The sequence below is a fragment of the Nonomuraea sp. JJY05 genome (assembly GCF_043496855.1).
In the GTDB taxonomy this organism is placed as follows: domain Bacteria; phylum Actinomycetota; class Actinomycetes; order Streptosporangiales; family Streptosporangiaceae; genus Nonomuraea.
In genome coordinates, this window is sequence record NZ_JBIEIS010000009.1 from 220512 (window position 1) to 245294 (window position 24783).

Consider the following 24783-nt stretch of genomic DNA (forward strand, 5'->3'; position numbering starts at 1 on the left):
TCACTCGAAAGAGCCCCCTGTGATCCTTATCAGTGCTGGTTTGGTGCTCGCGGCGGTCGTGTTGCTGATCGCGGGCTTCGTACTGGCTAAGCCGTTCCTGATCATGTGGTCCATCGTGGTCAGCGTGCTGTCCGCGCTGTTCCTCGTGATCGGGGCGTTCCTGCGGCGAAACGAGCTTTTTCCCGGTGGTGGGCAGGCCGCTGCGCCGGCCACCCCACCGAAAGGGCTCATGCCGCCGGGCCCAGGCTCGCCGTACAACCAGACCGGCCCCATGGGTCACCAGCCCCCACCGCGACCCCATCCGCATCCGCAGGCGCCGCAGCGGACGGCGACCGTTCCCGCCGCCGCACCCCGCCGCCCCGCGGCGAGCGGCATCTCGCCGGATGCGATCGTGTTGGTGATCCCCGGACGCAAGCGCTACCACGTGTCCGGCTGCCGGCAGCTGAGCGGCCGGGACAGCGAGGAGCTCACGTACGAAGAGGCACGCGAGGAGGGCTTCACGCCCTGCACGACGTGCCTGCCTGACGCCGCGCTCGGCGGACGGCAGCTGCCGCCTGCCGCCGACCCCGAGCCCGTCGTCCCCCCCGGCGCCGCCGTCACGGCGGCGAGCCGGGCGGAAGACTCCGCGGAGACCCGCGACGTACGTCCGCCGGTCGCCCCGCCGAAGCCTGCCGCGAAGGCTTCCACTCCCGACCCGGAGCCCGCCTCCCGCGAGGAAGGCGCCACCGCGTGGTTCGGCCGCCCCTCCTCCTCCTCCGCCTCCTCCGCCGAACCGGATGAGGATCAGGCGGACGCGGAGACCTCATATTTCCGGCCGTCGCCCTCCGCGCGCAGGCCCGGCTCGCCCTCCGCCTCCCCGGAAGGTCCCGCCACGGGAGCCCCGGGCAAGGCCGGAGCGCCCACGGCCAAGCCTTCGCAGCGCACCGGCTCGCCGGAGCAGCCTGGCGCCAAGCCAGGCCGGCCCAGTGGCACGCCTGAGCAGTCCGGCGCCAAGCCCGCCGGGCCTGGCGGCACACCCCGGCAGTCCGGCACCAAGCCCGGCCAGCCGGGTGGCACGCCTGAGCAGTCCGGCGCCAAGCCCGCCGGGCCTGGCGGCAAGCCGGGGCAGACCGGCAGCGGCCCGTCGTCGAAGCCGGGGCAGCCCGGTGGCCCGTCGTCGGGCGCGAAGCCGGGATCGACCGGTGCCCGGCCGGGACAGCCCGCCGGTGGGCCGTCCTCGGGCGTGACCGACGACGACTCCTCGGGTCCCGCCACGGCGCCGCAGCCGCGTGTGTCCTCCTCTGGGACGCCCGCTCGCCCAGGACCCTCGGGTGGGGCTTCCGGGCCGTCACAGCGCCCTTCCGGGGCCGCCAAGACGCCTGCCACGGCGGGGGAGAGCGCGACGGTGCCGGAGCGGCCCGCGTCCTCCGCCGAGTCGGAAGCCAAGCCCAAGGGCCCGCTGCCCCCCGGCCCCGGCACGAGCGCCGGCCGCCCTTCCGGCACGGGCCCGGCCGCCAAGCCTTCGACGACCGGAAAGTCCACTCCCGACCGCCCGCCCACTTCTGACCGCCCGTCGGCCTCCGATCGCCCGTCTGCTTCGGACCGCACGTCTGCTTCGGACTGCACGTCGGCCTCCGACCGCACGTCGGCCTCTGAGCGGCCCTCTGCGGCGAGTGGCCCGGCCAAGCCGGGAGCGCCCGGCGGCGCGGGCCCGAAGCCCGGGACCTCCGGCACCGGCGGGCCTGCAGCCTCAGGGGCGCAGTCCGGCACATCCGGCACGGCGACGGGTTCGACGCCCGGGTCCTCGGGCGCGGGCTCCAAGGGCGACGCCACTTCCACCAAGCCCGATGCTCCCAAGGGAGACGCGGGCGCGGCGTCCAGGGGCGAGGGGAGCGGCTCGGCGCCCAAGCCTGGAGCCCCGGCCAAGCCTGAGTCTTCCGGCTCGGCCAAGGCCGGCGACAAGCCCACCGGCTCCTCGGGTGGTGGCGCAGGAGGTAAGGGCGAGGGTTCTGCCACGGTGAAGGTCATCATCGGCACCCGCCGCTACCACAGCACCGCCTGCCCGTTGATCAGGGGCGCGGGGGAGTCGGGCGTGGAGACGATGACGCTCGCCGAGGCTGAGGCGGCCGGGCTGACGAGCTGCTCGGTGTGCCAGCACGACCGCGAGACGGTGAGCTGAGCGGCCACCGCGAGCGTCCGCCGCGGTTGTCCGTGAGCCGGCCTGCCGGGCGACCCCTGGCCGTATGGTCGGGGCTCGCGACGTGGCCACCGGGCAACGGCGGTCTCCATCGAGCCGGTCACGTAAGGAGGCGCCGGAGCGTCTCCGTCCCTCGGCGGCGCGCTCCGTCAGCCGGTCCGGACCCGAGCCGCTGACAGGCGCCGGCGAGGTGATGTGACCCAGGGCCGGGTCTGCCGGGCACCGGTGGGGCGGTGCGCATCGGGACGACCTCGGGGCGGTGAGATCGGTGGCCGGTGGGATGCATCGGGACAGTCCCCGGGCGGTGGGATCGGTGGCCCATGGGATGCGTCGGGGCGGCCTCGGGACGCTGGGGTCGGTGGCCAGTGGGGCGCGTCGGGGCGGCCTTGGGGTGAGGATTGGTGGCCGGTGGGGCGCGTCGGGACGGCCCCCGGCCGGTGAAATCCGTGGTCAGCGAGACAGGACCCCCGGCGGTGGGATCCGTGGTCAGTGGTGCGGGGTGCGGGTGCCGGGTCGCTGTGGTGATGCGGTGGGGCGGGCCCCACCCCATCACCCGGGTCAGGCGCGGCGGAGGTGGAAGGTCAGGGACAGGTCCTCGTCCGTGTGGGACGGGAGGTCCGGTGCCGGGCCCTCCGTGACCGTCGTCGCCAGGACCTCCTCCGCCACCACGTGCCCCTCGGTGCGCAGGGCCGTGGCGAGCTCGGGGGAGGACGTGGACCACCACAGGTCGATGCGGTCCGTGATCGACAGGCCGGTCGACTTGCGGGCGTCCTGGACCAGGCGGATGACCTCGCGCAGGAGGCCGGCGCGGCGCAGCTCGTCGGTGAGCTCCAGGTCCAGGGCCACCGTCTCGCCCGTGCCGGTGCCGATGGCGCCCGTCTCCACCGCCCAGCCCGAGCGGGGCTGCTCGTTGACGATCACGTCGTCCGGGCCGAGCATGATCTCGCCCAGCTCGTCCGCCTCCACCATGACCGTGGAGCCCGAGCGGAGGGCCCGGGCCACGCGGGTGGCGTCTGCGGCGGCCACCGCGGCCGCCACGAGCTTGGTCTGGGAGCCGAAGCGCTTGCCCAGGGCCCGGAAGTTGGGCTTGACCGAGTAAGTCACGAGATCGGCGCTAAATCCGGACATGTCTTCGAGGGTGTGGACGTTCAGCTCGTCCGCCACCAGGCCCCGGAGCTCCTCGGGCAGCGACGGCCAGCCGTGCGCTCCCACCAGAGCACGGCGCAGCGGCTGGCGGGTCTTGACGCCCGACGAGGCGCGGGCCGAGCGGCCCAGCTCCACCAGGCGGCGCACGAGGGCCATCTGGTCGGACAGCGCCGGGTCCAGCAGGTCCTCGCGCACCTCCGGCCAGGTGGCCAGGTGCACCGAGGAGGGCGCCTCGGGGGAGCGCAGGACGTCCCAGAGGTAGTCGGTGACGAACGGCGTGACGGGGGCCATCAGCCGCGTCACCGTCTCCAGGCACTCGTAGAGCGTCGCGAACGCCTCCGGCGATCCCTGCCAGAACCGGCGGCGCGAGCGGCGCACGTACCAGTTGGACAGGTCGTCGAGGAAGTCCGCCAGGCGGCGCCCGGCGCGCTGGGTGTCGTACTCGTCCAGCGACGCCGTGACCTCGGCCACCGTCCTGTGCAGCTCGGCCAGCACCCAGCGGTCGAGCAGCGGGCGCTCGGCCGCGGGCGTGGCCTGCGCGAGCATGGCCGGCGACCAGGACTCGGCGTTGGCGTAGAGGGTGAAGAACGATGAGGTGTTCCAGAGCGTCAGCAGGACCTTGCGGACGATCTCCTCGAGCGTGTTGTGCCCCACCCGGCGCGACGCCCAGGGCGAGCCCGAGCAGGCCATGAACCACCGCAGCGCGTCGGCTCCGTGCTGGTCCATCAGCGGGATCGGCTCGAGGATGTTGCCCAGGTGCTTGCTCATCTTGCGGCCGTCCTCGGCCAGGATGAGCCCGAGACAGAGCACGTTCTCGTAGGAGGACTGGCCGAAGACCAGCGTGCCGACGGCCATCAGCGAGTAGAACCAGCCGCGCGTCTGGTCGGTGGCCTCGCAGATGAACTGCGCCGGGTAGACGCCCTCCGGCTTGCCCCGCTCGCCCCACTGGGCGAACGGCATGGAGCCGGAGTCGTACCAGGCGTCGATGACGTCCGGCACGCGGCGCGCGAGAGCGCCGCACGACGGGCAGTCGAAGCTCACGTCGTCCACGTACGGGCGGTGCGGGTCGAGCGCCGAGACGTCCTGGCCGGCCAGGACGCTCAGCTCCTCCAGCGAGCCGACGCACGTCACGTGGGACTCGTCCGCCGAGCACACCCACAGCGGCAGCGGCGTGCCCCAGTAGCGCGAGCGCGACAGCGACCAGTCGACGTTGTTGCGCAGCCACTCGCCGAACCGGCCCCACTTGATCGTCTCGGGGAACCAGTTGGTGCCGGCGTTCTCCGCCAGCATCTTGTCCTTGACCGCGGTGGTGCGGATGTACCAGGACGGGAGCGCGTAGTAGAGCAGCGGGGTGTGGCAGCGCCAGCAGTGCGGGTAGCTGTGCTCGAAGTGGCCGCCGCGGTAGAGCAGCCCGCGGGCGCGCAGGTCCTCGGTCAGCTCCTCGTCGGCGTCCTTGAAGAAGCGGCCGCCGACCATGGGCACGTCGTCGAGGAAGCGGCCGTCGGGGCCGATCGGGTTGACGACGGGCATGTCGTACTGCCTGATCACGGCCATGTCGTCGGCGCCGAAGGCGGGGGCCTGGTGGACCAGGCCGGTGCCGTCCTCGACCGTGACGTACTCGCCGAGCACGACGTAGTGGGCGCCGGGGATGTCGACCAGCTCGAACGGGCGGGAGTAGGCGGTGTGCTCCAGCTCGCGCCCGGTGTGGCGGGCCACCTCGGTCGCGCCCTCGCCGAGGACCGACAGCAGCGGCTCGGCGACCACCAGGACCTCGCCGTCGGCGGTGCGGGCCGCGACGTACGTCACGTCGGGGTGCACGGCGACGGCCGTGTTGGACACGAGGGTCCACGGCGTGGTCGTCCACACCAGCAGCGAGGCGCCCAGCTCGGCCAGCGGCCCGGAGGTCACCGGCATGCGGACGTAGACCGACGGGCTGGAGACGGTCTCGTAGCCGCCGGGCTGGCCCAGCTCGTGGTCGGACAGGCCCGTGCCGCAGCGCGGGCAGTACGGCGTGATCCGGAAGTCGCGGAACAGCAGCCCCTTGTCCCAGATGACCTTCAGCGACCACCAGACCGACTCGATGTAGGACGGGTCCATGGTCCGGTACGCCTGGGACAGGTCGATCCAGTAGCCCATGCGCTCGGTCAGCTGCTCGAAGGCGTCGACGTGGCGCAGCACCGACTCGCGGCACTTGGCGTTGAACTCGGCGATGCCGTATTCCTCGATGTCCTTCTTGCCGGTCAGGCCCAGCTCGCGCTCCACGCCGACCTCGACGGGCAGGCCGTGGCAGTCCCAGCCGGCCTTGCGCGGGACGCTGAATCCGCGCATGGACTTGTAGCGCGGGAACAGGTCCTTGAACACCCGCGCCTCGACGTGGTGCACGCCGGGCAGGCCGTTCGCGGTGGGCGGGCCCTCGTAGAAGACCCAGGACGGGTTTCCGGAGTTCTGCTCCACGGAGCGCTCGAAGATCTTCCCGTCCCGCCAGCGGTCGAGGACCTCGCGCTCGAGCGCGGGCAGGTCGACCTGCGCGGGAAGAGAGCGGAAAGATGGGGAAGACATTTCGGGCGTGACCTCCACGCTTCGTCGGCCGGTAGGGCGAGCGTGAAGGGACGAAGCCACGCGGCTCCGCGGTACCACCCTTCTTGACCCCGCCACGCGGGCGAGGCCCTCTTCGTTTGATCTGCGGCCGGGTCTAATGAGCTCTGGCGAGCCGTTCTTCCGGCGGCTCCGGGGTGATATCCCTCACAGTCGGGCCCCATCAACGCCTTGCAGTCTCAAACCATAACGCAGAGTGGAGCCGAAGGCTTCCTGGTTTCCAGGGCGAGCCGCCTGCGGTGCCGTCGGTACGCAACCGACAAAGTTGCGGGAATGGACGCCCCTGTGGAGGAGTTTAATGCGCGAGGCGGGATAGTACGGGGGAGGTAAACCGTCCGGCGGGTCGTTTGCCGTTCCGTTATGTGGATCCTAAGCTGCCCGCACCATTTACGGCCTTGATCAGCAATGGAGGCAGCCATGGCGGCACCCACGCAGACCGCTACACCTTCGATGTGGTCGGAAGAAGAGCTGGCCGAGGTACGCGGCAGGCTCCAGAGCGAGATCGACCAGCTCAACGCGGACATCCACCGCCACGAGACGGAGATAGCCTCTGGAGACGTCACCCAGGGGGCGGGCGACGACCAGGCGGACGCCGGCGCGAAGACGTACGAGCGCGAACGCGAGATCGCCCTTACCCTGAATGCGCGCGATCTGGTCGCGCAGAACGAACGTGCGATCGCCAGGATCGACGCAGGGACCTATGGAGTGTGCGAATCGTGCCACAAGCCGATCGGCAAGGAACGCCTTCAGGCGTTCCCGAGGGCGACGCTGTGCGTGGCCTGCAAGCAGAAGGAGGAGCGCCGGTAGCCCGCCCCCGCGGGCGCCTGTTCGCCGTCCTCGTCGTGCTGGCGGCCGTGATCTACACGGCCGACCTCATCACCAAGACGGTGGTGCTGCGCACACTCGAGGGCCAGGCGCCGCTCGTCGTCATCCAGGACGTGCTGCAGTTCCGGGTGATCTTCAATTCCGGTGCCGCGTTCAGCATCGGCACCGGAATGACCTTCGTCTTCACCTTCATCGCCGCGGGCGTGGTCGTCGCCATCGTGCGCACCGCCCGCAAGCTCGGCAGCCGGGCCTGGGCGGTCACGCTGGGGCTGCTGCTCGGCGGCGCGCTCGGCAACCTCACCGACCGGCTGCTGCGCTATCCCTCGGGGATCGGGCGCTCCACGCAGCTCCAGGGGCACGTCGTCGACTTCATCGAGGTGCTTCCCGGGCATTTCCCGGTCATCGACTACTTCCCCGTGTTCAACATCGCCGACTCGGCCATCGTCTGCGGCGGCATCCTGGCGGTCCTGCTGGCCTGGCGCAACGTGCAGATCGACGGGTCCAAAGAGACCCCGGAGACCAAGGGGGCCGAGAAGGGTGAGTGAGCAGCGGAGCCTGCCCGTCCCCGACGGGCTTGAGGGCGAGCGGCTCGACGCCGCGCTCTCGCGGCTGTTCGGCTTCTCCCGCACCCGCGCGGCCGAGCTGATCGGCGCGGGCGAGGTCCTGGTGGACGGCCGGCAGCCGGCCAAGTCCGACCGGGTGCACGCGGGCGCGTGGCTGGACGTGACGATGCCGCCGCCGGTCACCACGCCGATGCCGGTCGCCGAGCCGGTGCCGGGCATGACGGTCGTGTACGAGGACGACGACGTCATCGTGATCAACAAGCCGATCGGCGTGGCCGCCCACCCGACCGTCGGCTGGACCGGGCCGACCGTGATCGGCGGGCTGCTCGGGGCCGGTCACACGATCGCCACCAGCGGGGCCGCCGAGCGCCAGGGCATCGTGCACCGGCTCGACGCCAACACCACGGGGACGATGGTGGTGGCCAAGAGCGAGGTCGCGTACTCACGGCTCAAGCGGGCCTTCAAGGAGCGCACGGTCGACAAGCGCTACCACGCGCTGGTGCAGGGGCATCCCGACCCGTTCAGGGGCACGGTGGACGCGCCCATCGACCGCCACCCGTCCGGCGACGGGCGCTTCGCGGTGGTGGCCGGCGGCAAGCCGTCGATCACCCACTACGACACCGTCGAGGCGTTCCGCGCGGCCTCGCTGCTGGACATCAAGCTGGAGACCGGGCGCACGCACCAGATCAGGGTGCACATGGCGGCCCTGCGGCACCCCTGCGTCGGCGACCTGCTCTACGGGGCGGACCCGACGCTGGCGGCCCGGCTGGGCGTCACGCGGCAGTGGCTGCACGCGGTGGCGCTCGGGTTCGAGCACCCCACCACGGGCGACTGGATGTCGTTCAGCACGGACTATCCGCAGGACCTGCAGAAGGCGCTGGACATCGTCCGCGCCGAGTCCTGACCGCCCCGGGGGCTACTCGGCGTCCTCGCCGGCCGGCTCCGACGGCTCGACCGAGTCCGGGCTCCGGGCAGGCGTGGTGTTGTCCCGATCCTTCTTGCCGCTCGCGCTGGGCGTCGGCGTCCGGGAGGGGTTCTTGCGCTCACCGGTCGGCGTGGGCTCCCGGGTGGGGTCCTTCCGCTCGCCGGCCGGCGTCCTGTGCCCGCCCTCGACGGCCGGCGGGGAGCTCTCCGGAGTGGAGGGCGCCGGAGCGAGCCGGGGGCCGGTGGAAGAGGGGGTTCCGGTGGCGGGATCCCCGGTGGAGGGTCCGGCGGTCACGACGGCCGGGGCGGGGCCCGGGCTGCGGGTCAGGTTCCGCGGCTGGCCGGACCACCAGGCCGCGCCGCCCGTGACCGCCGCGACGACCAGGGCGCCGCTCGCGATCAGGGCCAGCGGCAGCGAACGCCGCCGCCGCGGGGGAGCCGCACCCGGCTCGGTGACGGGGCCCGTCCGCTCGGGGGCGCTGCCGGTCAGGATCGCGGCCAGCCGCTGCTCGGCCTCCTCCATCGACATGCGCTCGGCCGGGTTCTTGCGCAGCAGACCGAGCAGTACGGGGCCGAGCACGCCCGCGCGGGCCAGCGGCTCCGGCTCGGCGTGCAGGACCGCGCCGAGCGTGGCCAGGGGGTTGTCCCGCTGGAAGGGCGAGCGCCCCTCGACGGCCATGTAGAGCGTCACGCCCAGCGACCACAGGTCGGAGGAGGGCCTGGCCTGGCCGCCCGCCGCGCGTTCCGGCGCCATGAACGCGGGGGTGCCGATCAGGACGCCCGTGCTCGTCACGGGCGCCTCGTCCTCGGTCGTGGCGATGCCGAAGTCGGTGAGCACCGCCCGGCCGTCCTCGGCCAGCAGCACGTTGTCCGGTTTGACGTCCCGGTGCAGCACGCCCGCCGCGTGCGCCGCCCGCAGCGCCTCCAGGAGCTGCAGCCCGATGTCCGCGGCTTCCATCGGGGACATGGGGCCGTCCTCGCGGACGAGCTCCCCCAAGGTGCGGGAGCGGACGAGCTGCATGACGATCCACGGGTGACCGCGCTCCTCCAGGACGTCGTACACGGTGGCCACGCCCGGATGCGCCACCCGGCCGGCCGCCCTGGCCTCCCTGAACGTGCGTACGGCGAACACCTCGCGCTCGGGATCCGTCAGGTCGGGTGGCGGCAGGACCTCCTTGACCGCCACGTCCCGGCCCAGCACCTCGTCATGAGCCTGCCACACCGTGCCCATCCCGCCCCGGCCGATCGTCCTGAGCAGCCGGTAACGCCCACCGACCATCTCTGTTGAATCGGACATGCATCGGCGACTACCCCAGAAAGAACCGGACAAGCGCGGTGACGAGGGCCGCCGCGGCCAGGATGACCAGGAACGGCGCCCGCAACAGCAGCGCGACGACCGCGGCGCCCAGCCCGGCCGTGCGCGCGGGGTCGAAGCGCAGCCCGCCCTCCTCCGTGAACACCTGCACCGCGATCAGGGCCGCCAGCAGCGCCACCGGCACCAGTTCGGCGAACCTGCGGATCGCCGGATGCTCCAGCACCCGGCGCGGCGCCGCCAGCCCGGCCAGCTTGAGCACGTAGCAGCCCGCGCAGACCGCGGCGATGGCCCACCACAGCGTCATCGCGCCATCACCACCAGCACCGCGGCCGCCGACAGCAGCACGGGCACGCCGGGCGGCAGGAACGGGGTGGCGCACAGGGCGATGGCCACCGCGGCGACGGCCAGCCGGCGCAGCTCGGCGCTGGCCGTCAGCCGGGGCCACAGAATGGCCAGGAAGGCGGCCGGGCCCACCACGTCCAGCCCCAGCACGCCCGGGTCGCCCAGGAACGATGCGCCGTAGGCGCCCGCCAGCGTGGTCAGGTTCCAGGTGAGGTAGAGGCTGGCGAACGTGGTCACGAAGCCCGTGCGGGCCGCCTCCGGGGTCGGCTGGGCCAGCGTGACGGCCGTCGTCTCGTCGATGACGCCCTGCGCGGTCAGCAGCCGGCCCAGTCGTCGGCCCAGTGGTCCCCCCAGTGGTCCACGCTGCCCGCGTACCCGCAGCAGGTCGGCCAGGCGCAGGCCGTAGAGCGTGTTGCGGCCGCCCAGCAGCAGCGCGCCGAGGGTGGCGGTCACCAGGTCGCCGCCCGCGCCCACCGCGCCGGTCAGCGCGAACTGCGAGGCGCCGGTGAACGCCAGCAGGCTGAGCACGCACGCCTGCGGCACGCTCAGGCCCGCGGTGATCGCGGCGGCGCCGAAGGCGATCCCCGACAGCCCCACGGCCACGCCCACGCCGAGGCCGTCCCGCACGGCGGCGGAACGGTGAGTTGTCTGTTCCATGCTGTAAGAGGCTAGGAGGTGGGGGAACCGCCGGTCTTGTACGTTCCTGCAGCACGCTGGTACGCCGCGGGCGGCACGCCCACGATGCGCTTGAAATGCCGGTTGAGGTGAGCCTGGTCGGTGAAGCCCACCTCGGCGGCCACCTGCGCCGGGCGTACCCCGGACTGCAGGAGCCGGCGCGCCTGGCGTACCCGCAGCGAGGTGAGGTACGCGTGCGGCGGCAGGCCCGTCTCGGCCTTGAACGCCCGCAGCAGCGCGAACGGCCGCGCGCCCACCGCGTCGGCCAGGTCGTCCAGCGTCGGCGGGTCGACGAGGCTGTCGTGCAGCAGGTCGAGCGCCTCCCGCACGGCCCGCCGGCCCTCGGCGGGCAGGACCGCCGCCGGCCTGGGCGTGGCGTGGCGGGTCACCAGCCGCGCGAACAGCGTGCGGCTCAGCGTGGAGGCCGCCAGCGCGTCGCCGCGCTCGGCCGCCTGGTGCGCCCTGCCGAGCAGCAGCGCCACCTCGTCATCGCGCACCACCTGCCTGGGGAAGTGCGGCGTCGCGTACGGCACGCCCAGCTCGGCGGCGATCCCCGCCAGCGTGTCGATCGACGGGTAGAGCATGCGGTACGCCCAGCCGTCCGGCGTGCCCGCCTGGCCGGTGTGCACCGCCTCGGGGTTGACCAGCACCACCTCGCCCGCGCCCGCCCGGTGCAGGGTGCCGCGGTAGTCGAACTCCTCCACGCCCCTGACGATCACGCCGATGGCGTAGCCGTCGTGCACGTGCCGGGTGAAGCGGTGGGTGACGTAGCGGGCCTTCAGCAGGTCGGTGCCCGGCACCGCCGGGTGCCGCCAGAAGTGCGCCTGCTCTTTCATCGAGGTCTGAAGGTCTTCGCGAACGTGTCGAAGTAGCGCCTGTCCGCGGCCCAGCGGGCGTCGGTGGTCTCCCAGTAGAGGGCGAACGGGCGGCCGTCGGCGGTGCGGAAGCCGCGGTTGATCACGTGGATCCGCTGCCCGTTGCGGATCCTGGTGAACTCCCAGTCGGCGGCCTTGCGGCCGAGGTAGGTGGTGGAGACGATGCCGATCCGGCTGTAGCCCTCGAACTCGCCCTTCGCCTGGATCTCCTTCTCCAGGCTCGCCCACTGCTTCGCCGGGTCCGTCCAGGCGAACTCGGGCACGGTCCACTCCACGATCATCGCCCCGGGGGTGTCGGGGCCGCTGAAGGTGATGCGGTCCCTGGTGGCGTTCTTCACGGCCCGCCACCCCTCGGGCACGGCGATCCCGAAGCGGCCCTGCGTGCTCCTGAACGCCCGCCATCCCGCGGGCACCGGCTGCGCCGTCGTGGTGGGCGCCCGCGTGGGCTCAGGCGTGGGTTCAGGCGTGGGCATGCCCGACGTGGTCGGCTCCGCGGTGGGGGTGGGGGTGGGGACGGGGCCCGTGGGCGTGGGGCTCGTGATCGCGGCGGTGCTCGTCCAGTAGTTGGAGACCAGGAAGCCGCCCGCGCCCAGCACCGCCACGGCGGCGGGCAGGCCGATCCACAGCGCCTTGCCGCGCCTGGGTCGCGTCGAGAGCGTGGGAGGCGACCCCTCGGCCGTGTTCGCGGCGCCGGACGCCGGCTGCCAGCCCCCCGGGGGCGTCGGGTGCGGGGAGGGGCTCGTGGCGGCCTCGTACAGCAGCCTGGCGGCCTCCGCGGCGGGCAGGCGCTCGGCCGGGCTCCTGCGCAGCAGCCCCATGATGACCGGCTGCAGCGCGCCGGCCCGCGCCGGCGGCTCGGGCTCGTCGCGCAGCACCGCCGCGACCGTCGCGGCCCACGAGTCGCGCTTGAACGGCGGCCGGCCCTCGACGGCCGCGTACAGCGTCGCCCCCAGCGACCACAGGTCCGACTCGGGACGCGCGGGCTCGCCGTTGAGGCGCTCGGGAGGCATGTACGCGGGCGTGCCCACCAGCCCGCCGGTCGCCGTCAGCCCCGCCTCGGCCTCCAGAGAGGCGATGCCGAAGTCGGTCAGCACCACCCTGCCGTCGTCGGCCAGCAGCACGTTCTCGGGCTTCACGTCACGGTGGAGCACTCCGGTGGCGTGCGCGGCGCGCAGCGCGTCGAGCACCCGACCGCCGATCACCGCGACCTGCCCCACGGTGAGGGGCCCGCGCTCGCGCACCACCTCGGCCAGCGACCGCGAGCGTACGAGCTGCATCACGATCCACGGGCGGCCGTCCTCCTCGACGACGTCGTGGATGACGATCACCGACGGGTGGTCGAGGCGGCCGGCCGCCCTGGCCTCCCTGATGGTCCTGCCGTTGAGCTCGGCCCGCTTGGCGTCGCCGACACCCGTGTAGCGGACCTCCTTGATCGCCACCGTACGGTCGAGCAGCTCGTCGTAGGCACGCCAGACCACGCCCATGCCGCCCTCGCCGAGCGGCTCGACGAGGCGATATCGGTTGCTGACCCGCCTTTCCACGCAGCGAAGCCTACTTGGCCGGTTTGAACGTCGCGCAGAACCCTTCGAAGAAGCTGTAGTCGTCCTTCCAGTGGCTCTTCAGCGTGTGCCAGTAGATCGCGTACGCCCGCCCGTTGTCGGTGATGAAGCCCCGGTTGCGCACGCGCGTCTTGCCGGTGTTGGTGTTCCAGGTGAAGTCCCAGTCCGCGGCGGCCTTCTGGTAGTCGACCCGCTTGATGTCGAGCTTCTTGTAGCCGCCGAAGTTGTTCTTGAGACTCGGCTCCTGCTTCTTCCAGTCCTTGTACGGGTCCTTGCTGGACTTCCCGCCGTCCTCGATCATGAGGTACGCGTTGGAGGCCGCGCCGGGGCCCCGGAACCTGACTCGCGGACCGTCGCGGGTCAGCACGTCCCACCCCTTGGGCAGGCCGATGGAGAAGCCGAGCTTCTTGTCCTTGTACATCTTCCAGCCGGCCGGCAGCGGGTTGTCCTCCTTCTCCTTCTCCTTCTCGGGGGTCGGAGTGGCCGTCGGCGACGGTGGCTGGGAGGCGCTCGGCTCGGCGGAGCTCGACGGGGAGGTGCTCGCCGATGCGTGCGAGGGAGACCCCGTGGGGACGGTGGCCTGGGACGCGCCCTTCTTCGTGTCGCGCTCGTCGGGGGCCGAGCTCAGCCCGAGGTAGCCGCCGACCACGGCCACGAGAACGACGGCCACCGCGGCGGCGATGACCGGCCCGGCCCGGCGCTGGTCCGTCCTGGTGGCGTCCATCGTGGACTCGGCGGCCGCGGGGGCCGGGTTCGCGGTCGGCGCGGGCGTGATCCGCGACCCGGTCTCGGGGACGGCGGGTGCCGGGGTCGAGATCGGGGTGGCGACCAGGTCCGGGTCGGTCGGGGTGTCGTCGACGACGGGCGGCGCCTGGCGCAGCTTGCCCAGCGCGCGGAACCTGTTCTGGACGGCTGCCTTGCCCTGCGCGGAGGCCTCGCTCTGCGACGGCGGCTCGGCCGGGGCGGGGGCCTTGCGCGGCGGCGGCGGCGTGGTGGGCCGCGGCACGCGGACCGTCTGGGACGCGGGGAACTGCGCGGTCGGCGGCGGGCTGGCCTGGGCGATGACCTGCCGCAGCATCCGCTGCGCTTCCTCGTACGTGAGCCGCTGGACCGGCTCCTTGTTCAGCAGGCCCATGATCACGTCGGTGAGCGGGCCGGCGTGCGGAGCGGGGTCGGGCTCGTCGGTCAGCACGGCGTGCATGGTCGCCAGGGCCATCCCCCGCTCGTGCGGGGAGCGGCCCTCCACGGCCGTGTACAGCGTAGCCCCTAACGACCACAGGTCCGACTCGCGCCGCGCGGGCAGCCCTTTGAGCCGCTCGGGCGCGATGAACGCCGGCGTCCCGGCCAGCCCGGTCACGGTGAGCTGGGTCTCGGTCTCCAGCGTGGCGATGCCGAAGTCGGTGAGCACGACCCGGCCGTCGTCGGCCAGCAGCACGTTCTCGGGTTTGACGTCGCGATGCAGCACGCCGGCCTCGTGGGCGCGGTGCAGCGCGTCCAGCACGGCCAGGCCGATCTCGGCCACCCGCTTGGGTGCCAGCGGCCCGTCCTGTTTGATCACGGCGCCCAGCGAGCGCGACTGGACGAGCTGCATGACGATCCAGGGCCGGTCATCCTCCTCGATCACGTCGTGCACGACGATCACGTTGGGATGCTCGAACCTCGCCGCCGCCCTCGCCTCGCGCATTGTGCGCCGGTTCAGCAGCTGCACTTCCTCGCCCAGGGCGGCGGCGTACCTGACCTCCTTGACCGCGACCGTGCGGTCAAGGAGCTCGTCGTAGGCGCGCCAGACGACGCCCATCCCGCCCCTGCCGATGGGTTCCTGCAGCTGGTAGCGGCCGGCGATGCGGCGTCCCTCCTGCTTGCGATCCGACATCAACGGCCTCAAACCCTCCTCTAGGCCAAGAAATACTCCCATAGCGAGGGATCAACGGCGACTCGCCTGAAGGACAGTCCGTCATGTGAGAGGCACCGCCCGGCAGGTGAGGCCATGGGTGTAGTGTTTCAGACATGACTTGTCGCTACGCGTTTATCGAGCCGGCTCCGGGAGAGCCGGTCGTCAGCTAGCGACCACCTGGAGCCGGCACGAGGCAGAGACAACCCCGTCTCTGCCTTTTTGGTTTTCCCGCCGGCTGCACAGGGGCCGGCCCGAGTTGGGGGAGTCGAGGATGTCATCGACCTTGGAACGGCGCGCCGTGGCGGTGGGCGGAACGCTCGTGGGCGAAGGGCCCGCCGTGGTGATCGGCGGCCGGGTCGACCTGCGGGCCCACCGCGGGGAGGCCGACGCGTACGAGGTGCTGGGCGAGCACGCCACGCTGGTCGAGCCGTACTCGGCCGCCGATCTGCCGGCCATCGCCGAGCGGGCGGACGCGGTCGTGGTGGGCTCGTCGTGGACGCGCGACATCCCGCTGGTGCGCTCGGCGGCCGGGCTGGGGCTGCCGGTGGTCGTGGAGCGGCGGCCCGCCGCCTCGCTGGAGGAGTGGCTGGAGCTGGCCGACTACTGCGCGCGGGAGGGGGACGGGCGGGTGCTCCTGTGCGAGGGCGGCCGGCTGGACCTGGGGCTGATGCAGGCGGCCCGCGCGGTCTCGGGGCGCCCGGTGCTCGCCGACGTCTCGCGGGACGCGGCGCTGTCCGCGGCGGCCGTGGCGGCGGGCGCCGACGGGCTCGTCGTGGACTCGGCCGAACGGAGTGCTCCGGCGGCCAGGCTCGGGACCTACGCCGGAGCGAGGACGGCGGAGCCCTCCAGGAGCGGGGCGCTGGAGTTCGTGGGCCCGGGGAGCCTCGCCGAGGCGCGCCAGGAGCTCTCCCCGGCGACGGCCTTGCGCGCGGCAGAGGAGGCCGTGACGGTCGTGGGCGCGCTGGTGCGGCCCGAGGCGCCCGGCACGCTGCCGGAGTGCCGCGAGGCGATCGACCGGGTGGACGCGGCCCTGGCCACGCTGCTCGAACGGCGGGCGGCGCTGGCGGGCATCGTGCAGCGGATCAAGCCGGTGGGCGGGTTCGCGGGACGCGACCTGGCCCGCGAGCGCGCGCTCGTGGCGCGGATGGCGCTGCGCGCGCCGTCGCTGGGGGAGGCCCGGCTCGCGCCCATCATGAACGCCGTCATCGAGGCGGGCCTCCACCTGGCCGAGGAGCGCTCGGCCGAGTGAGCGGGCCTCAGGGGGCGTCGAGGCGGAAGTTGTTCATGGGGCGGCCGGGCCCGGCGGCGACCTGCTTGGTGATGAGCTCGGCGAAGCGGCGGTAGCCGTCGCCCGTCGGATGGTAGCTGCGGGCGTTGACCTTGAGCTCCTCCATGTTCACGGCCAGGCCGTTCAGGTACGGCTGCGGCTGTCCCACCTCGTGCCCCGTGAACGCCTCGTAGGCGTCCACGTACTCCACGCTCCCCGGCACGCCGAACGCCGCGATCGTCCGGTCGAAGTCGGACACCACCGAGGCGACCGTGTCGTTGAGCCGGCGCGTCATCCCGTTCAGCCAGGCCTGGTCCTCGGCGCTCAGGTTGTCGACGCTCGCCACGGGGTCCTTGGGGAAGGGCCGGGGGTAGCCGAGGACGATGATGCGGGCGTTCGGCGCCCGCGTCCGCAGCTCGCGCAGCACCTTGGTCAGGCTGGGGCGCAGCTCGTCGATGCGGCGGGCGACGGCGGCGTCCTGCTCCACGCACGCCGACGACCACGGCAGCTTGACGATGCAGCCCGTGAGCACCTTCGTGAATCCGGCGTCGTTGCCGCCGATGCTCAGCGTCACCAGGCTGGCGTTCGGGCCCACCCGGGTGATCTGCGGCTTCTGGCCGTACTGGCCCGACAGGATCTGGGTGGTGGTGGCGCCGCTGCAGGCGTAGAAGGCGGTGCCGCCCCCGAAGCGGTAGGCCTGCGCCACCAGCGGCACGTACGAGCCCGAGGCCCGGTGGCAGCGGTCGGCGCCGTCGTTGAACGGTTTCTCGTCCAGGTCCCAGACGCCCTCGCCGGAGGAGTAGGAGTCGCCGAGCGCCACGTACATGCCGCCCTGCGCCACCTGCACGGGTGTCAGGCGGGTGGCCTGCGGCAGCCTCCCGTGCGGCTCCTGACCGGCCGGGCAGCCCACGCCCAGCACGGCGCAGGCCAGCTTGGGTAAGACGCCCAGGGGCACGCATGCCAGGGCGAGCGCGACGCCGGCGGCGGCGGCCGCCACGGTCTGGATCACCGACCGTCTCGTCCACCTCGGCGCCCGTCGTGGCGCCTGCTGCGGCGCCCGCGGTGGCGTCTGTCGTGTCGCGTCGTCCAGTGCGGCCTCCCCCCGTGCGGCGGCTCTGTGCCGGCACATCGAGAGTACTCAGTCAGGGGCGGCCGCCGTTGACGGTCCGGCGGCGGCTGACCACCCGCCAGCCGACGGCGATGGCCACGGCCAGCGCCGGGATGAGGAAGAACGCCACCCGCTGGTCGGGGTCGGCGAAGGGCATCAGCAGGACGACGAGCACCAGGAACGCCAGCGTGCACCAGTTCGTGTACGGGGCGCCGGGCATCGGGAACACCGACAGGTGACCCGACCGGCGCAGCCGCAGCTGGCACCAGACCAGCACGCTCCAGGTCGTGATCACGCCGAGGGAGGCGACGGCGGTGGCGATGTTGAAGGCGCGCTCGGGCAGGAAGTAGAACAGCGCCACCCCGGCCAGGAACATGACCGCCGTGAACAGGATGCCGCCCATCGGGACGAACCTGGAGCTGAGCGTGCCCGTGAACCCGGGCGCCTCCTGCTTCATGGCCATCGAGCGCAGGATGCGGCCCGTGGCGTACAGGCCGGAGTTGCAGGACGAGAGCGCGGCGGTGATCACCACGAGGTTCATCGCGTCGGCGGCCCACGGGACGCCGAGGCCCGAGAAGACCGTCACGAACGGCGAGATGCCCGCGTGGTAGGCGGTCCACGGCAGGACCATCGCCAGCAGCGCCACCGAGCCCACGTAGAAGATCGCGATGCGCCACACCACGCCGTTGATCGCCTTCGGCATGACCTCGTGCGGCCGGGCCGTCTCGCCCGCCGTGATGCCGACCAGCTCGATCGACGCGTACGCGAACACCACCGACTGCAGGCTCATCAGCACCAGCGGGAAGCCCTTGGGGAAGAAGCCGCCGTGGGAGACGAGGTTGTGCGGCGTCGCCTGGCCGATCGTGAAGATCACCAGGACCAGGCCGACCACCAGGAAGACCGTGATCGCCAGCACCTTCAGCATGGCGAACCAGAACTCCAGCTCGCCGAACAGCCGGACCGACACGAGGTTGACCGACAGGACGAAGCCCAGGGCGATGAGCGCCGTCAGCCACTGCGGGAAGGCCGGGGCCCAGTAATGGATGTAGGCGGCGATGGCCGTCAGCTCGGCGATGCCGGTGAACGCCCAGTTGATCCAGTACATCCAGCCGCTGGCGAACGCCGCCCACGGGCCGATGAACTCGCCCGCGTACTCGACGAACGACCCCGCCACCGGGCGGTAGAGCACGAGCTCGCCGAGCGCCCGCATGACGAAGAAGGCGGCCGCCCCGGCGGCGGCGTACGAGAGCACCAGGGCGGGCCCCGCGGCGGCCAGCCGGCCGCCCGAACCGAGGAACAGGCCGACCCCGATCGCCCCGCCGATCGCGATCATCTGGACCTGGCGGTTGCCGAGCGCGTGCCGGTATCCTTCGTCCGTCTGCGTGCGCACCGAGTGTCTCCTCAACTACTCACAGTGAACAAGACGATATCGGGGCTGATGGCCGCGGGGCTCCCGGCGCGCCGGTCAGGGCAGGGGCGCGGCGCGGGCATGAGGATGTCGGTCCGGACCACTAGAGTTCGGAGCGCACCACTCCAGCGAGACCGGGAGGCGCCGCTCCATGTCGTCCAGCGACTCGTTCGTCCATCTGCACGTACACACCGAATACTCGATGCTGGACGGGGCCGCCCGGCTCAAGCAGATGTTCAAACAGGTCGGCGACCTGGGCATGCCGGCGATCGCGATCACCGACCACGGCAACATGCACGGCGCGTACGACTTCTACAAGCAGGCGACGGGCGCCGGGATCAAGCCGATCATCGGCATCGAGGCCTACGTCGCGCCGGAGCTGCGCCACAACAAGAAGCCGGTGCTGTGGGGCGAGCCGCACCAGAAGCGGGACGACGTCTCGGCGGGTGGCTACTACACCCACATGACGATCTGGGCGCGCAACAAGACGGGCCTGCACAACCTGATGCGCCTGTCCTCGCGCGCCTACACCGAGGGGTTCGTGCGCAAGTGGGCGCGGATGGACGCCGAGATCCTCGCCGAGCACTCCGAGGGCCTGATGGCGACCACCGGGTGCCCGTCGGGCGAGGTGCAGACGAGGCTGCGGCTCAACCAGTACGACGAGGCGCTCAAGGCCGCGGCGAAGTTCCAGGACATCTTCGGCAAGGACAACTTCTACCTGGAGATCATGGACCACGGGCTCGACATCGAGCGCCGCGTCCGCGACGGGCTGACCAGGATCAGCAAGGAGCTGAACATCCCGCCGCTGGTCACCAACGACTCCCACTACACCTACGAGTCCGACGCGCCCTCCCACGACGCCCTGCTGTGCATCCAGACCGGCAAGCAGCTGTCCGACCCCGACCGCTTCCGCTTCGACGGCAGCGGCTACTACATCAAGACCGCCGACGAGATGCGCGCGGTCGACTCCTCCGACCTGTGGGCCGAGGGCTGCCGCAACACGCTGCTGGTGGCCGAGAAGGTCGACCCCGAGGGGTTCTTCCAGCACAAGAACCTCATGCCGACCTTCCCCGTCCCCGACGGCATGACCGAGGAGCAGTTCTTCCGCCAGGAGGTCTGGAAGGGCCTGGAGCGGCGCTTCCCCGAGGGCGTCGACGAGGAGCACCGCGCCTGGGCGGAGAACGAGCTGGGCGTCATCATCCAGATGGGCTTCCCGAGCTACTTCCTCGTGGTCGCCGACTTCATCATGTGGGCCAAGAGCAACGGCATCCGCGTCGGCCCCGGCCGTGGCTCGGCGGCCGGGTCGCTGGTGGCGTACGCGCTGGGCATCACCGACCTCGACCCGATCCCGCACGGCCTGATCTTCGAGCGCTTCCTCAATCCCGAGCGCGTGTCCATGCCCGACGTCGACATCGACTTCGACGAGCGCAGGCGCGGCGACGTGATCCGCTACGTGACCGAGAAGTGGGGCGCCGACAAGGTCGCCATGATCGCCACGTTCGGCACCATCAAGGCGAAGGCCGCCATCAAGGACGCGGGCCGCGTCCTGGGCTACCCCTACGCGCTGGGCGACCGGGTCTCCAAGGCGTTCCCGCCCGCCGTCATGGGCAAGGACATCCCGCTGTCGGGCATCTTCGACAAGGACCACCCGCGCTACGCCGAGGCCGGTGAGCTGCGCAAGCTCTACGAGGAAGACGTCGACGTCAAGGCGACGATGGACCTCGGCAAGGGCCTGGAGGGCCTGATCAGGCAGACCGGCGTGCACGCCGCCGGCGTGATCATGTCGGCCGAGGTGCTGACCGACTACATCCCGGTCATGCGCCGCGACTCCGACGGCGCGATCATCACGCAGTTCGACTACCCAACCTGCGAGACGCTCGGCCTGCTGAAGATGGACTTCCTGGGCCTGCGCAACCTCACGATCATCGACGACTGCGTGAAGATGATCGAGTCCACCACCGGCGAGCAGATCGACCTGCTGAAGCTGCCGCTCGACGACCGCAAGTCCTACGAGCTGCTGGCCCGCGGCGACACGCTGGGCATCTTCCAGCTCGACGGCGGCGGCATGCGCTCGCTGCTGCGGCTCATGCGCCCCGACAACTTCGAGGACATCTCCGCCGCCCTCGCCCTCTACCGGCCCGGCCCGATGGGCGCCAACTCCCACACCAACTACGCGCTGCGCAAGAACGGCCAGCAGGAGATCACCCCGATCCACCCCGAGCTCGAGGAGCCGCTGAAGGACATCCTCGACACGACCTACGGCCTGATCGTCTATCAGGAGCAGGTCATGGCCATCGCCCAGCGGGTCGCCGGCTACTCCCTGGGCGGCGCCGACCTGCTGCGGCGCGCGATGGGCAAGAAGAAGAAGTCCGAGCTGGACAAGCAGTTCGAGTTCTTCGAGAAGGGCATGCAGGACAACGGCTTCTCGGCCGCTGCCATCAAGGCGCTGTGGGACATCCTGCTGCCGTTCTCCGACTACGCCTTCAACAAGGCCCACACCGCCGGCTACGGTCTGGTCTCCTACTGGACCGCCTACCTCAAGGCCAATCACCCGGCCGCCTACATGGCCGCGCTGCTGTCCTCGGTGAAGGACGACAAGGACAAGTCGGCCCTCTACCTCAACGAGTGCCGCCGCATGGGCATCAAGGTCTACCCGCCGGACGTCAACGACTCCGACTTCGACTTCACGCCGCGCGGCACCGACATCCGCTTCGGCCTGTCCGCCATCCGCAACGTCGGCGCCAACGTCGTCGACGGCATCCTCAAGGCGCGCAAGGAGAAGGGCCGCTTCGCCGATTTCAAGGACTTCCTGCGCAAGGTGCCGGCCGTCGTCTGCAACAAGCGCGTGATCGAGTCGCTGATCAAGGCGGGCGCGTTCGACTCGGTCGGCCACGTCCGCAAGGGCCTGGTCATGGTGCACGAGCAGGCCGTCGACGCGATCATCGACATCAAGAAGAATGAGGCCATCGGCCAGGACTCCCTGTTCGGGGCCATCGACGGGGGCGAGGACCAGACCTTCGACGTGCAGATCCCGGTGGGGGAGTGGGACAAGAACACGCTCCTGCAGTTCGAGCGGGAGATGCTCGGCCTCTACGTCTCCGACCATCCGCTGTTCGGCGTCGAGCACATCCTGTCGGCGGGCGCCGACTGCTCGATCGCGGCCGTCCAGGACGAGAGCCGGGCCGACGGCCAGGTGGTGACCGTGGGCGGCATCCTGAGCGGGGTGCAGCGCAAGGTCACCAAGAAGGGCGACACCTGGGTGCTGACCCAGCTGGAGGACCTCGAAGGCTCGATCGAGGTGATGATCTTCCCGTCGGCGTACCAGCTGTGCTCGACGATCCTGGCCGAGGACGCGATCGTCTTCGTCAAGGGACGCATCGACAAGCGGGAGGACGTCGCCAAGATCATCGCCATGGAGGTGACGGCGCCCGACCTGACCCAGGAGGCGGGCGGACCGCTGCTGGTGAGCCTGCCGCTGACCCGCTGCACGCCGCCGGTGGTGGGGCGGCTGAAGGAGATCCTCGCTACGCATCCGGGCACGTCGGAGGTCCACCTGCAGGTCCACAACGGCCCCAGGACCACGGTGATGCGCGTCCACGACCGGCTCCGCGTCACGCCCTCGCCGGCTCTCATGGGCGACCTGAAGCAACTCCTCGGCCCGGCCTGCCTGGGCGCCTGACGTCGCCCCCTGACCCCTGCACCTGGCAGCCGTCCTAGGGCCCTTCAGGGCGGGCGCACGGGAAGGCTCACTCGCCGTACGTGGCGGCTGTCCTTGGGTCCTTTACGGCGGCGCACGGGAGGGCCCACCCGCCGCACGTGGCGGGGCCCTGTCCAGGGGGACGCTCACCGGGTGTGCGGGGCGGGCCGCCGTGACGCGCGCACAGTGGGCCGTCAGGGTGGCGAGCGGTCACCCGCCCGAGCAACGCACCCGCAGCAGCCAACCAGGCACCCACGCCGGTCGGCCAGTCGCTCCCGCTCGGGCGTGCCTACGGTGGTCGGCCAAGCACTCCGGTCAGCAGGGAATCCCGATCAGCCAGGCAGCTGCGGCGGTCGGCCAGGAACCCCGCTGCCGTCACGCCGTGATCCGGCGCGCAGCCTGACAGCGGTCGCCGCGGCCTCCGGTGGCGTCGCGATCCGCTCGGGGTGTGACGGCCGTCGTCGCGGCCCTGAGGAGGCTGGGGTGCGCCCGGGTGGGACGGTGGTCGTGGTCGGCGCTGGTCAGGGTCTGTGCGGCAGTGGGGTCAGGGGAGTGCGGTGTCCTTGAGGTGGAGGGCGAGGCGGGTGCGGTCGCGGAGGCCGTATTTGCGGAGCAGGCTGGAGACGTGGTTCTTCACCGTGCCCTCGGTGATGCGCAGCCGGGCCGCGATCTCGCGGTTGGAGGCCCCCGCCGCGATCAGAGCGGCCACCTGCGCCTCCCGGGCCGACAACCGCCCCCGGTCGTGCGGTGCGGCCGGCGCGGCCGGTGGGGGCGGTGCGGGCGGGGTGCGCCGGAGTTCGGCGACCAGGCGGGCGGCCACCGGTGAGGCGAGCACCGTCTCCCCGCGACCGGCCCGGCGGACGGAGTCGACCAGGTCCTCCGGTGTGCAGTCCTTGAGCAGGTAGCCGACGGCGCCGCCGCGCAGCGCGCCGAAGATGTAGTCGTCCTCGTCGAACGTGCTGAGCACGATCGCGGCCACCCCGGGGTGCCGGGCCGACAGGTGGGAGATGAGCTCGACGCCGTCCATCCTGGGCATCCTGGCGTCGACCAGCGCCACGTCCGGGTGGCACTGCGCGGCCACCAGCAGCGCCTGCTCGCCGTCGGCGGCCTCGCCGACCACCTCGATGCCGTCCTCGATCTCCAGCATCTTGCGCAGGCCCTGCCGCATCAGCTCCTGGTCGTCGACCAGGAGCACCCTGATCGGCCTCATGTCGCCACCTTGGCCCGGACCGGCAGCTCCGCCCGCACCTCGAAGCCGCCGCCCGGCCGGTCGCCCGCGACCAGGGTGCCGCCCACGGCGCGGGCGCGGTCGGCGAGCGAGCTAAGGCCGAACCCGCCGCGTGCCCCGCGGTCGCGGCCCTTGCCGTCGTCGGCGACCGCCAGGACGACGGCCTCGCCGGAGAAGGTGAGCGTGCCGTCGACGTGGCGGGCCCCGGCGTGCCGGACGGCGTTGGTGAGCCCCTCCTGCAGCACGCGGTAGAGCACCAGCTCCACGTCGGGCTCCAGAGGCACCTCGCCGCCCACCACCTCGAAGGACACCGCGAGGCCCGTGCCATCGAACGAGGCCGCCAGCCGCTCCAGCGCCGCGCTGCCGACGCGGCCCTCGAGCGCGAGCGGGCGCAGCGCGCGGACCCACCGGCGGGCGTCGGCGAGCGCCTCCACGGTCAGCTCCTTGGCCTGGCGCACCTCGTCCCAGGCGGCCTCGGGGCGGCGTGAGCGGAACCGCTCAGCGTTCTCCAGGCTCAGCTTGATCACCGTCAGGTGGTGGCCGATGGAGTCGTGCATCTCGGCGCCCATCCGCGCCCGCTCCTGGGCGACCGTCAGCTCCCTGATCCGGGCCAGCAGCCGCTGCGCCTCCTCCCGCCTGCGCCGCGCCTCCAGCACGGCCGACGTCATGCCCAGCACGAACGCGGCGAAGACGATGACGGGCACGGCCTGCACGGTGGCCTCGGACAGGCCGCGGCCGAACACCGCCAGGACCGTGACGAACAGCGTGCCCGCCAGGCAGCCGACGATGACGGCCGCGGTCCGCATGCCGTAGACGAACGCCACGTTGGCGATCGCCAGGAGCGTCAGCAACTGATGGATCTCGGCCGACCCGGTGTAGCCCAGCGCGAACGTCGCCAGCAGGAACACCACCGGCAGGGGCCGCCGCCACCCTTCGCAGCGCCGCCAGGGCAGCAGCAGCCAGAGCACGGCCACGAGCGCCAGGTTGGCCCCGAAGGGCCCGGCCCAGGGCGGCGTCGTGGGCTCGACCGCGTACGCGACGGCCCCGGTGGCGATGAGCACCACCCAGAACACGACGGTGAACAGGACGGGCCGCTCGGGGACGCGCAGCCGGGCCAGAGGACGCTGCATGGCTTCGACCATAGTTTCCCGCGAGGGCGTTGTGATCCTCCTTGAGGACCCATGAC

General features: G+C 72.0%; 17 protein-coding genes. 6 read left to right on the forward strand and 11 right to left on the reverse strand.

Features of this window, described 5'->3' with window-relative positions; translation table 11 throughout:
* The first annotated feature begins 19 nt into the window (after positions 1-19).
* The gene (locus tag ACFKCF_RS16140) at positions 20-2158 is read left to right on the forward strand and encodes a hypothetical protein (RefSeq protein ID WP_394494300.1); all 2139 of its coding nucleotides are present in this window, start codon (positions 20-22) and stop codon (positions 2156-2158) included.
* Positions 2159-2734: 576 nt separating this feature from the next.
* Here ACFKCF_RS16140 and ileS read toward each other — a convergent pair.
* Positions 2735-5881, reverse strand: a complete 3147-nt coding sequence (gene ileS, locus ACFKCF_RS16145) for an isoleucine--tRNA ligase (protein WP_394494302.1) — start codon at positions 5879-5881, stop codon at positions 2735-2737.
* Positions 5882-6334: 453 nt separating this feature from the next.
* Here ileS and ACFKCF_RS16150 point away from each other — a divergent pair, with 453 nt between their 5' ends.
* The 3 genes from ACFKCF_RS16150 to ACFKCF_RS16160 are packed head-to-tail and all read left to right on the forward strand — an operon-like array spanning position 6335 to position 8209.
* On the forward strand, positions 6335-6724 hold the full coding sequence (locus tag ACFKCF_RS16150) for a TraR/DksA C4-type zinc finger protein (RefSeq protein WP_319719369.1): 390 nt from the start codon (positions 6335-6337) through the stop codon (positions 6722-6724).
* Complete coding sequence (gene lspA / locus ACFKCF_RS16155; protein WP_394494304.1) at positions 6688-7287, forward strand: signal peptidase II; 600 nt, start codon at positions 6688-6690, stop codon at positions 7285-7287. The genes ACFKCF_RS16150 and lspA overlap by 37 nt, the downstream gene beginning before the upstream one ends.
* Positions 7280-8209 (forward strand): RluA family pseudouridine synthase, encoded by a 930-nt coding sequence (locus ACFKCF_RS16160; protein WP_394494305.1) that lies wholly within the window; start codon positions 7280-7282, stop codon positions 8207-8209. The genes lspA and ACFKCF_RS16160 overlap by 8 nt, the downstream gene beginning before the upstream one ends.
* Positions 8210-8221: 12 nt before the next feature.
* On the opposite strand, the gene ACFKCF_RS16165 is transcribed toward ACFKCF_RS16160, so the two are convergent.
* From ACFKCF_RS16165 to ACFKCF_RS16190, 6 genes are read right to left on the reverse strand one after another with little or no spacing between them, the layout of a single operon-like run.
* Positions 8222-9526: a protein kinase gene (locus ACFKCF_RS16165; protein ID WP_394494307.1), complete on the reverse strand. Its 1305-nt coding sequence runs from the start codon at positions 9524-9526 to the stop codon at positions 8222-8224.
* 10 nt (positions 9527-9536) lie between these two features.
* Positions 9537-9848 (reverse strand): AzlD domain-containing protein, encoded by a 312-nt coding sequence (locus ACFKCF_RS16170; protein ID WP_394494308.1) that lies wholly within the window; start codon positions 9846-9848, stop codon positions 9537-9539.
* Positions 9845-10543, reverse strand: coding sequence for an AzlC family ABC transporter permease (locus tag ACFKCF_RS16175; protein ID WP_394494311.1), 699 nt, complete (start codon positions 10541-10543; stop codon positions 9845-9847). The genes ACFKCF_RS16170 and ACFKCF_RS16175 overlap by 4 nt, the downstream gene beginning before the upstream one ends.
* A gap of 11 nt (positions 10544-10554) precedes the next feature.
* Positions 10555-11397 carry an AraC family ligand binding domain-containing protein gene (locus ACFKCF_RS16180; protein ID WP_394494312.1) on the reverse strand — a complete coding sequence of 281 codons (843 nt, stop codon included), beginning with the start codon at positions 11395-11397 and terminating at the stop codon, positions 10555-10557.
* Positions 11394-12977 carry a serine/threonine-protein kinase gene (locus ACFKCF_RS16185; protein ID WP_394494314.1) on the reverse strand — a complete coding sequence of 528 codons (1584 nt, stop codon included), beginning with the start codon at positions 12975-12977 and terminating at the stop codon, positions 11394-11396. Before ACFKCF_RS16185 ends, ACFKCF_RS16180 begins: the two co-directional genes overlap by 4 nt.
* A 10-nt stretch (positions 12978-12987) precedes the next feature.
* A complete protein-coding gene (locus ACFKCF_RS16190) occupies positions 12988-14868 on the reverse strand; it encodes a serine/threonine-protein kinase (protein ID WP_394494317.1) in 1881 nt (626 codons plus the stop codon).
* A gap of 292 nt (positions 14869-15160) precedes the next feature.
* Here ACFKCF_RS16190 and ACFKCF_RS16195 point away from each other — a divergent pair, with 292 nt between their 5' ends.
* On the forward strand, positions 15161-16138 hold the full coding sequence (locus tag ACFKCF_RS16195) for a chorismate mutase (RefSeq protein ID WP_394494320.1): 978 nt from the start codon (positions 15161-15163) through the stop codon (positions 16136-16138).
* 7 nt (positions 16139-16145) lie between these two features.
* Here the strand turns inward: ACFKCF_RS16195 and ACFKCF_RS16200 are convergent, their stop codons facing one another.
* Both ACFKCF_RS16200 and ACFKCF_RS16205 read right to left on the reverse strand, forming a co-directional pair.
* Positions 16146-17165, reverse strand: coding sequence for an SGNH/GDSL hydrolase family protein (locus ACFKCF_RS16200; protein WP_394494322.1), 1020 nt, complete (start codon positions 17163-17165; stop codon positions 16146-16148).
* Between the two features lie 133 nt (positions 17166-17298).
* Positions 17299-18654, reverse strand: coding sequence for an amino acid permease (locus ACFKCF_RS16205; protein ID WP_394494325.1), 1356 nt, complete (start codon positions 18652-18654; stop codon positions 17299-17301).
* A gap of 169 nt (positions 18655-18823) precedes the next feature.
* Between ACFKCF_RS16205 and dnaE the strand changes: the two genes are divergently transcribed.
* Positions 18824-22351: a DNA polymerase III subunit alpha gene (gene dnaE, locus ACFKCF_RS16210; RefSeq protein ID WP_394494328.1), complete on the forward strand. Its 3528-nt coding sequence runs from the start codon at positions 18824-18826 to the stop codon at positions 22349-22351.
* Between the two features lie 562 nt (positions 22352-22913).
* Here the strand turns inward: dnaE and ACFKCF_RS16215 are convergent.
* The gene (locus tag ACFKCF_RS16215) at positions 22914-23579 is read right to left on the reverse strand and encodes a response regulator (protein ID WP_394494331.1); all 666 of its coding nucleotides are present in this window, start codon (positions 23577-23579) and stop codon (positions 22914-22916) included.
* Positions 23576-24727 carry a sensor histidine kinase gene (locus ACFKCF_RS16220; protein ID WP_394494334.1) on the reverse strand — a complete coding sequence of 384 codons (1152 nt, stop codon included), beginning with the start codon at positions 24725-24727 and terminating at the stop codon, positions 23576-23578. Before ACFKCF_RS16220 ends, ACFKCF_RS16215 begins: the two co-directional genes overlap by 4 nt.
* Between the last annotated feature and the right edge of the window lie 56 nt (positions 24728-24783).

What these genes read in the sequence shown, in the direction of transcription:
- ileS (WP_394494302.1), bottom strand. Translation starts at nt 5,881, where the DNA reads ATGTCTTCCCCATCTTTCCGCTCTCTTCCCGCGCAGGTCGACCTGCCC.
- ACFKCF_RS16150 (WP_319719369.1), top strand. Translation starts at nt 6,335, where the DNA reads ATGGCGGCACCCACGCAGACCGCTACACCTTCGATGTGGTCGGAAGAA.
- ACFKCF_RS16165 (WP_394494307.1), bottom strand. Translation starts at nt 9,526, where the DNA reads ATGTCCGATTCAACAGAGATGGTCGGTGGGCGTTACCGGCTGCTCAGG.
- ACFKCF_RS16170 (WP_394494308.1), bottom strand. Translation starts at nt 9,848, where the DNA reads ATGACGCTGTGGTGGGCCATCGCCGCGGTCTGCGCGGGCTGCTACGTG.
- ACFKCF_RS16175 (WP_394494311.1), bottom strand. Translation starts at nt 10,543, where the DNA reads ATGGAACAGACAACTCACCGTTCCGCCGCCGTGCGGGACGGCCTCGGC.
- ACFKCF_RS16180 (WP_394494312.1), bottom strand. Translation starts at nt 11,397, where the DNA reads ATGAAAGAGCAGGCGCACTTCTGGCGGCACCCGGCGGTGCCGGGCACC.
- ACFKCF_RS16190 (WP_394494317.1), bottom strand. Translation starts at nt 14,868, where the DNA reads ATGTCGGATCGCAAGCAGGAGGGACGCCGCATCGCCGGCCGCTACCAG.
- ACFKCF_RS16195 (WP_394494320.1), top strand. Translation starts at nt 15,161, where the DNA reads ATGTCATCGACCTTGGAACGGCGCGCCGTGGCGGTGGGCGGAACGCTC.
- dnaE (WP_394494328.1), top strand. Translation starts at nt 18,824, where the DNA reads ATGTCGTCCAGCGACTCGTTCGTCCATCTGCACGTACACACCGAATAC.
- ACFKCF_RS16215 (WP_394494331.1), bottom strand. Translation starts at nt 23,579, where the DNA reads ATGAGGCCGATCAGGGTGCTCCTGGTCGACGACCAGGAGCTGATGCGG.
- ACFKCF_RS16220 (WP_394494334.1), bottom strand. Translation starts at nt 24,727, where the DNA reads ATGCAGCGTCCTCTGGCCCGGCTGCGCGTCCCCGAGCGGCCCGTCCTG.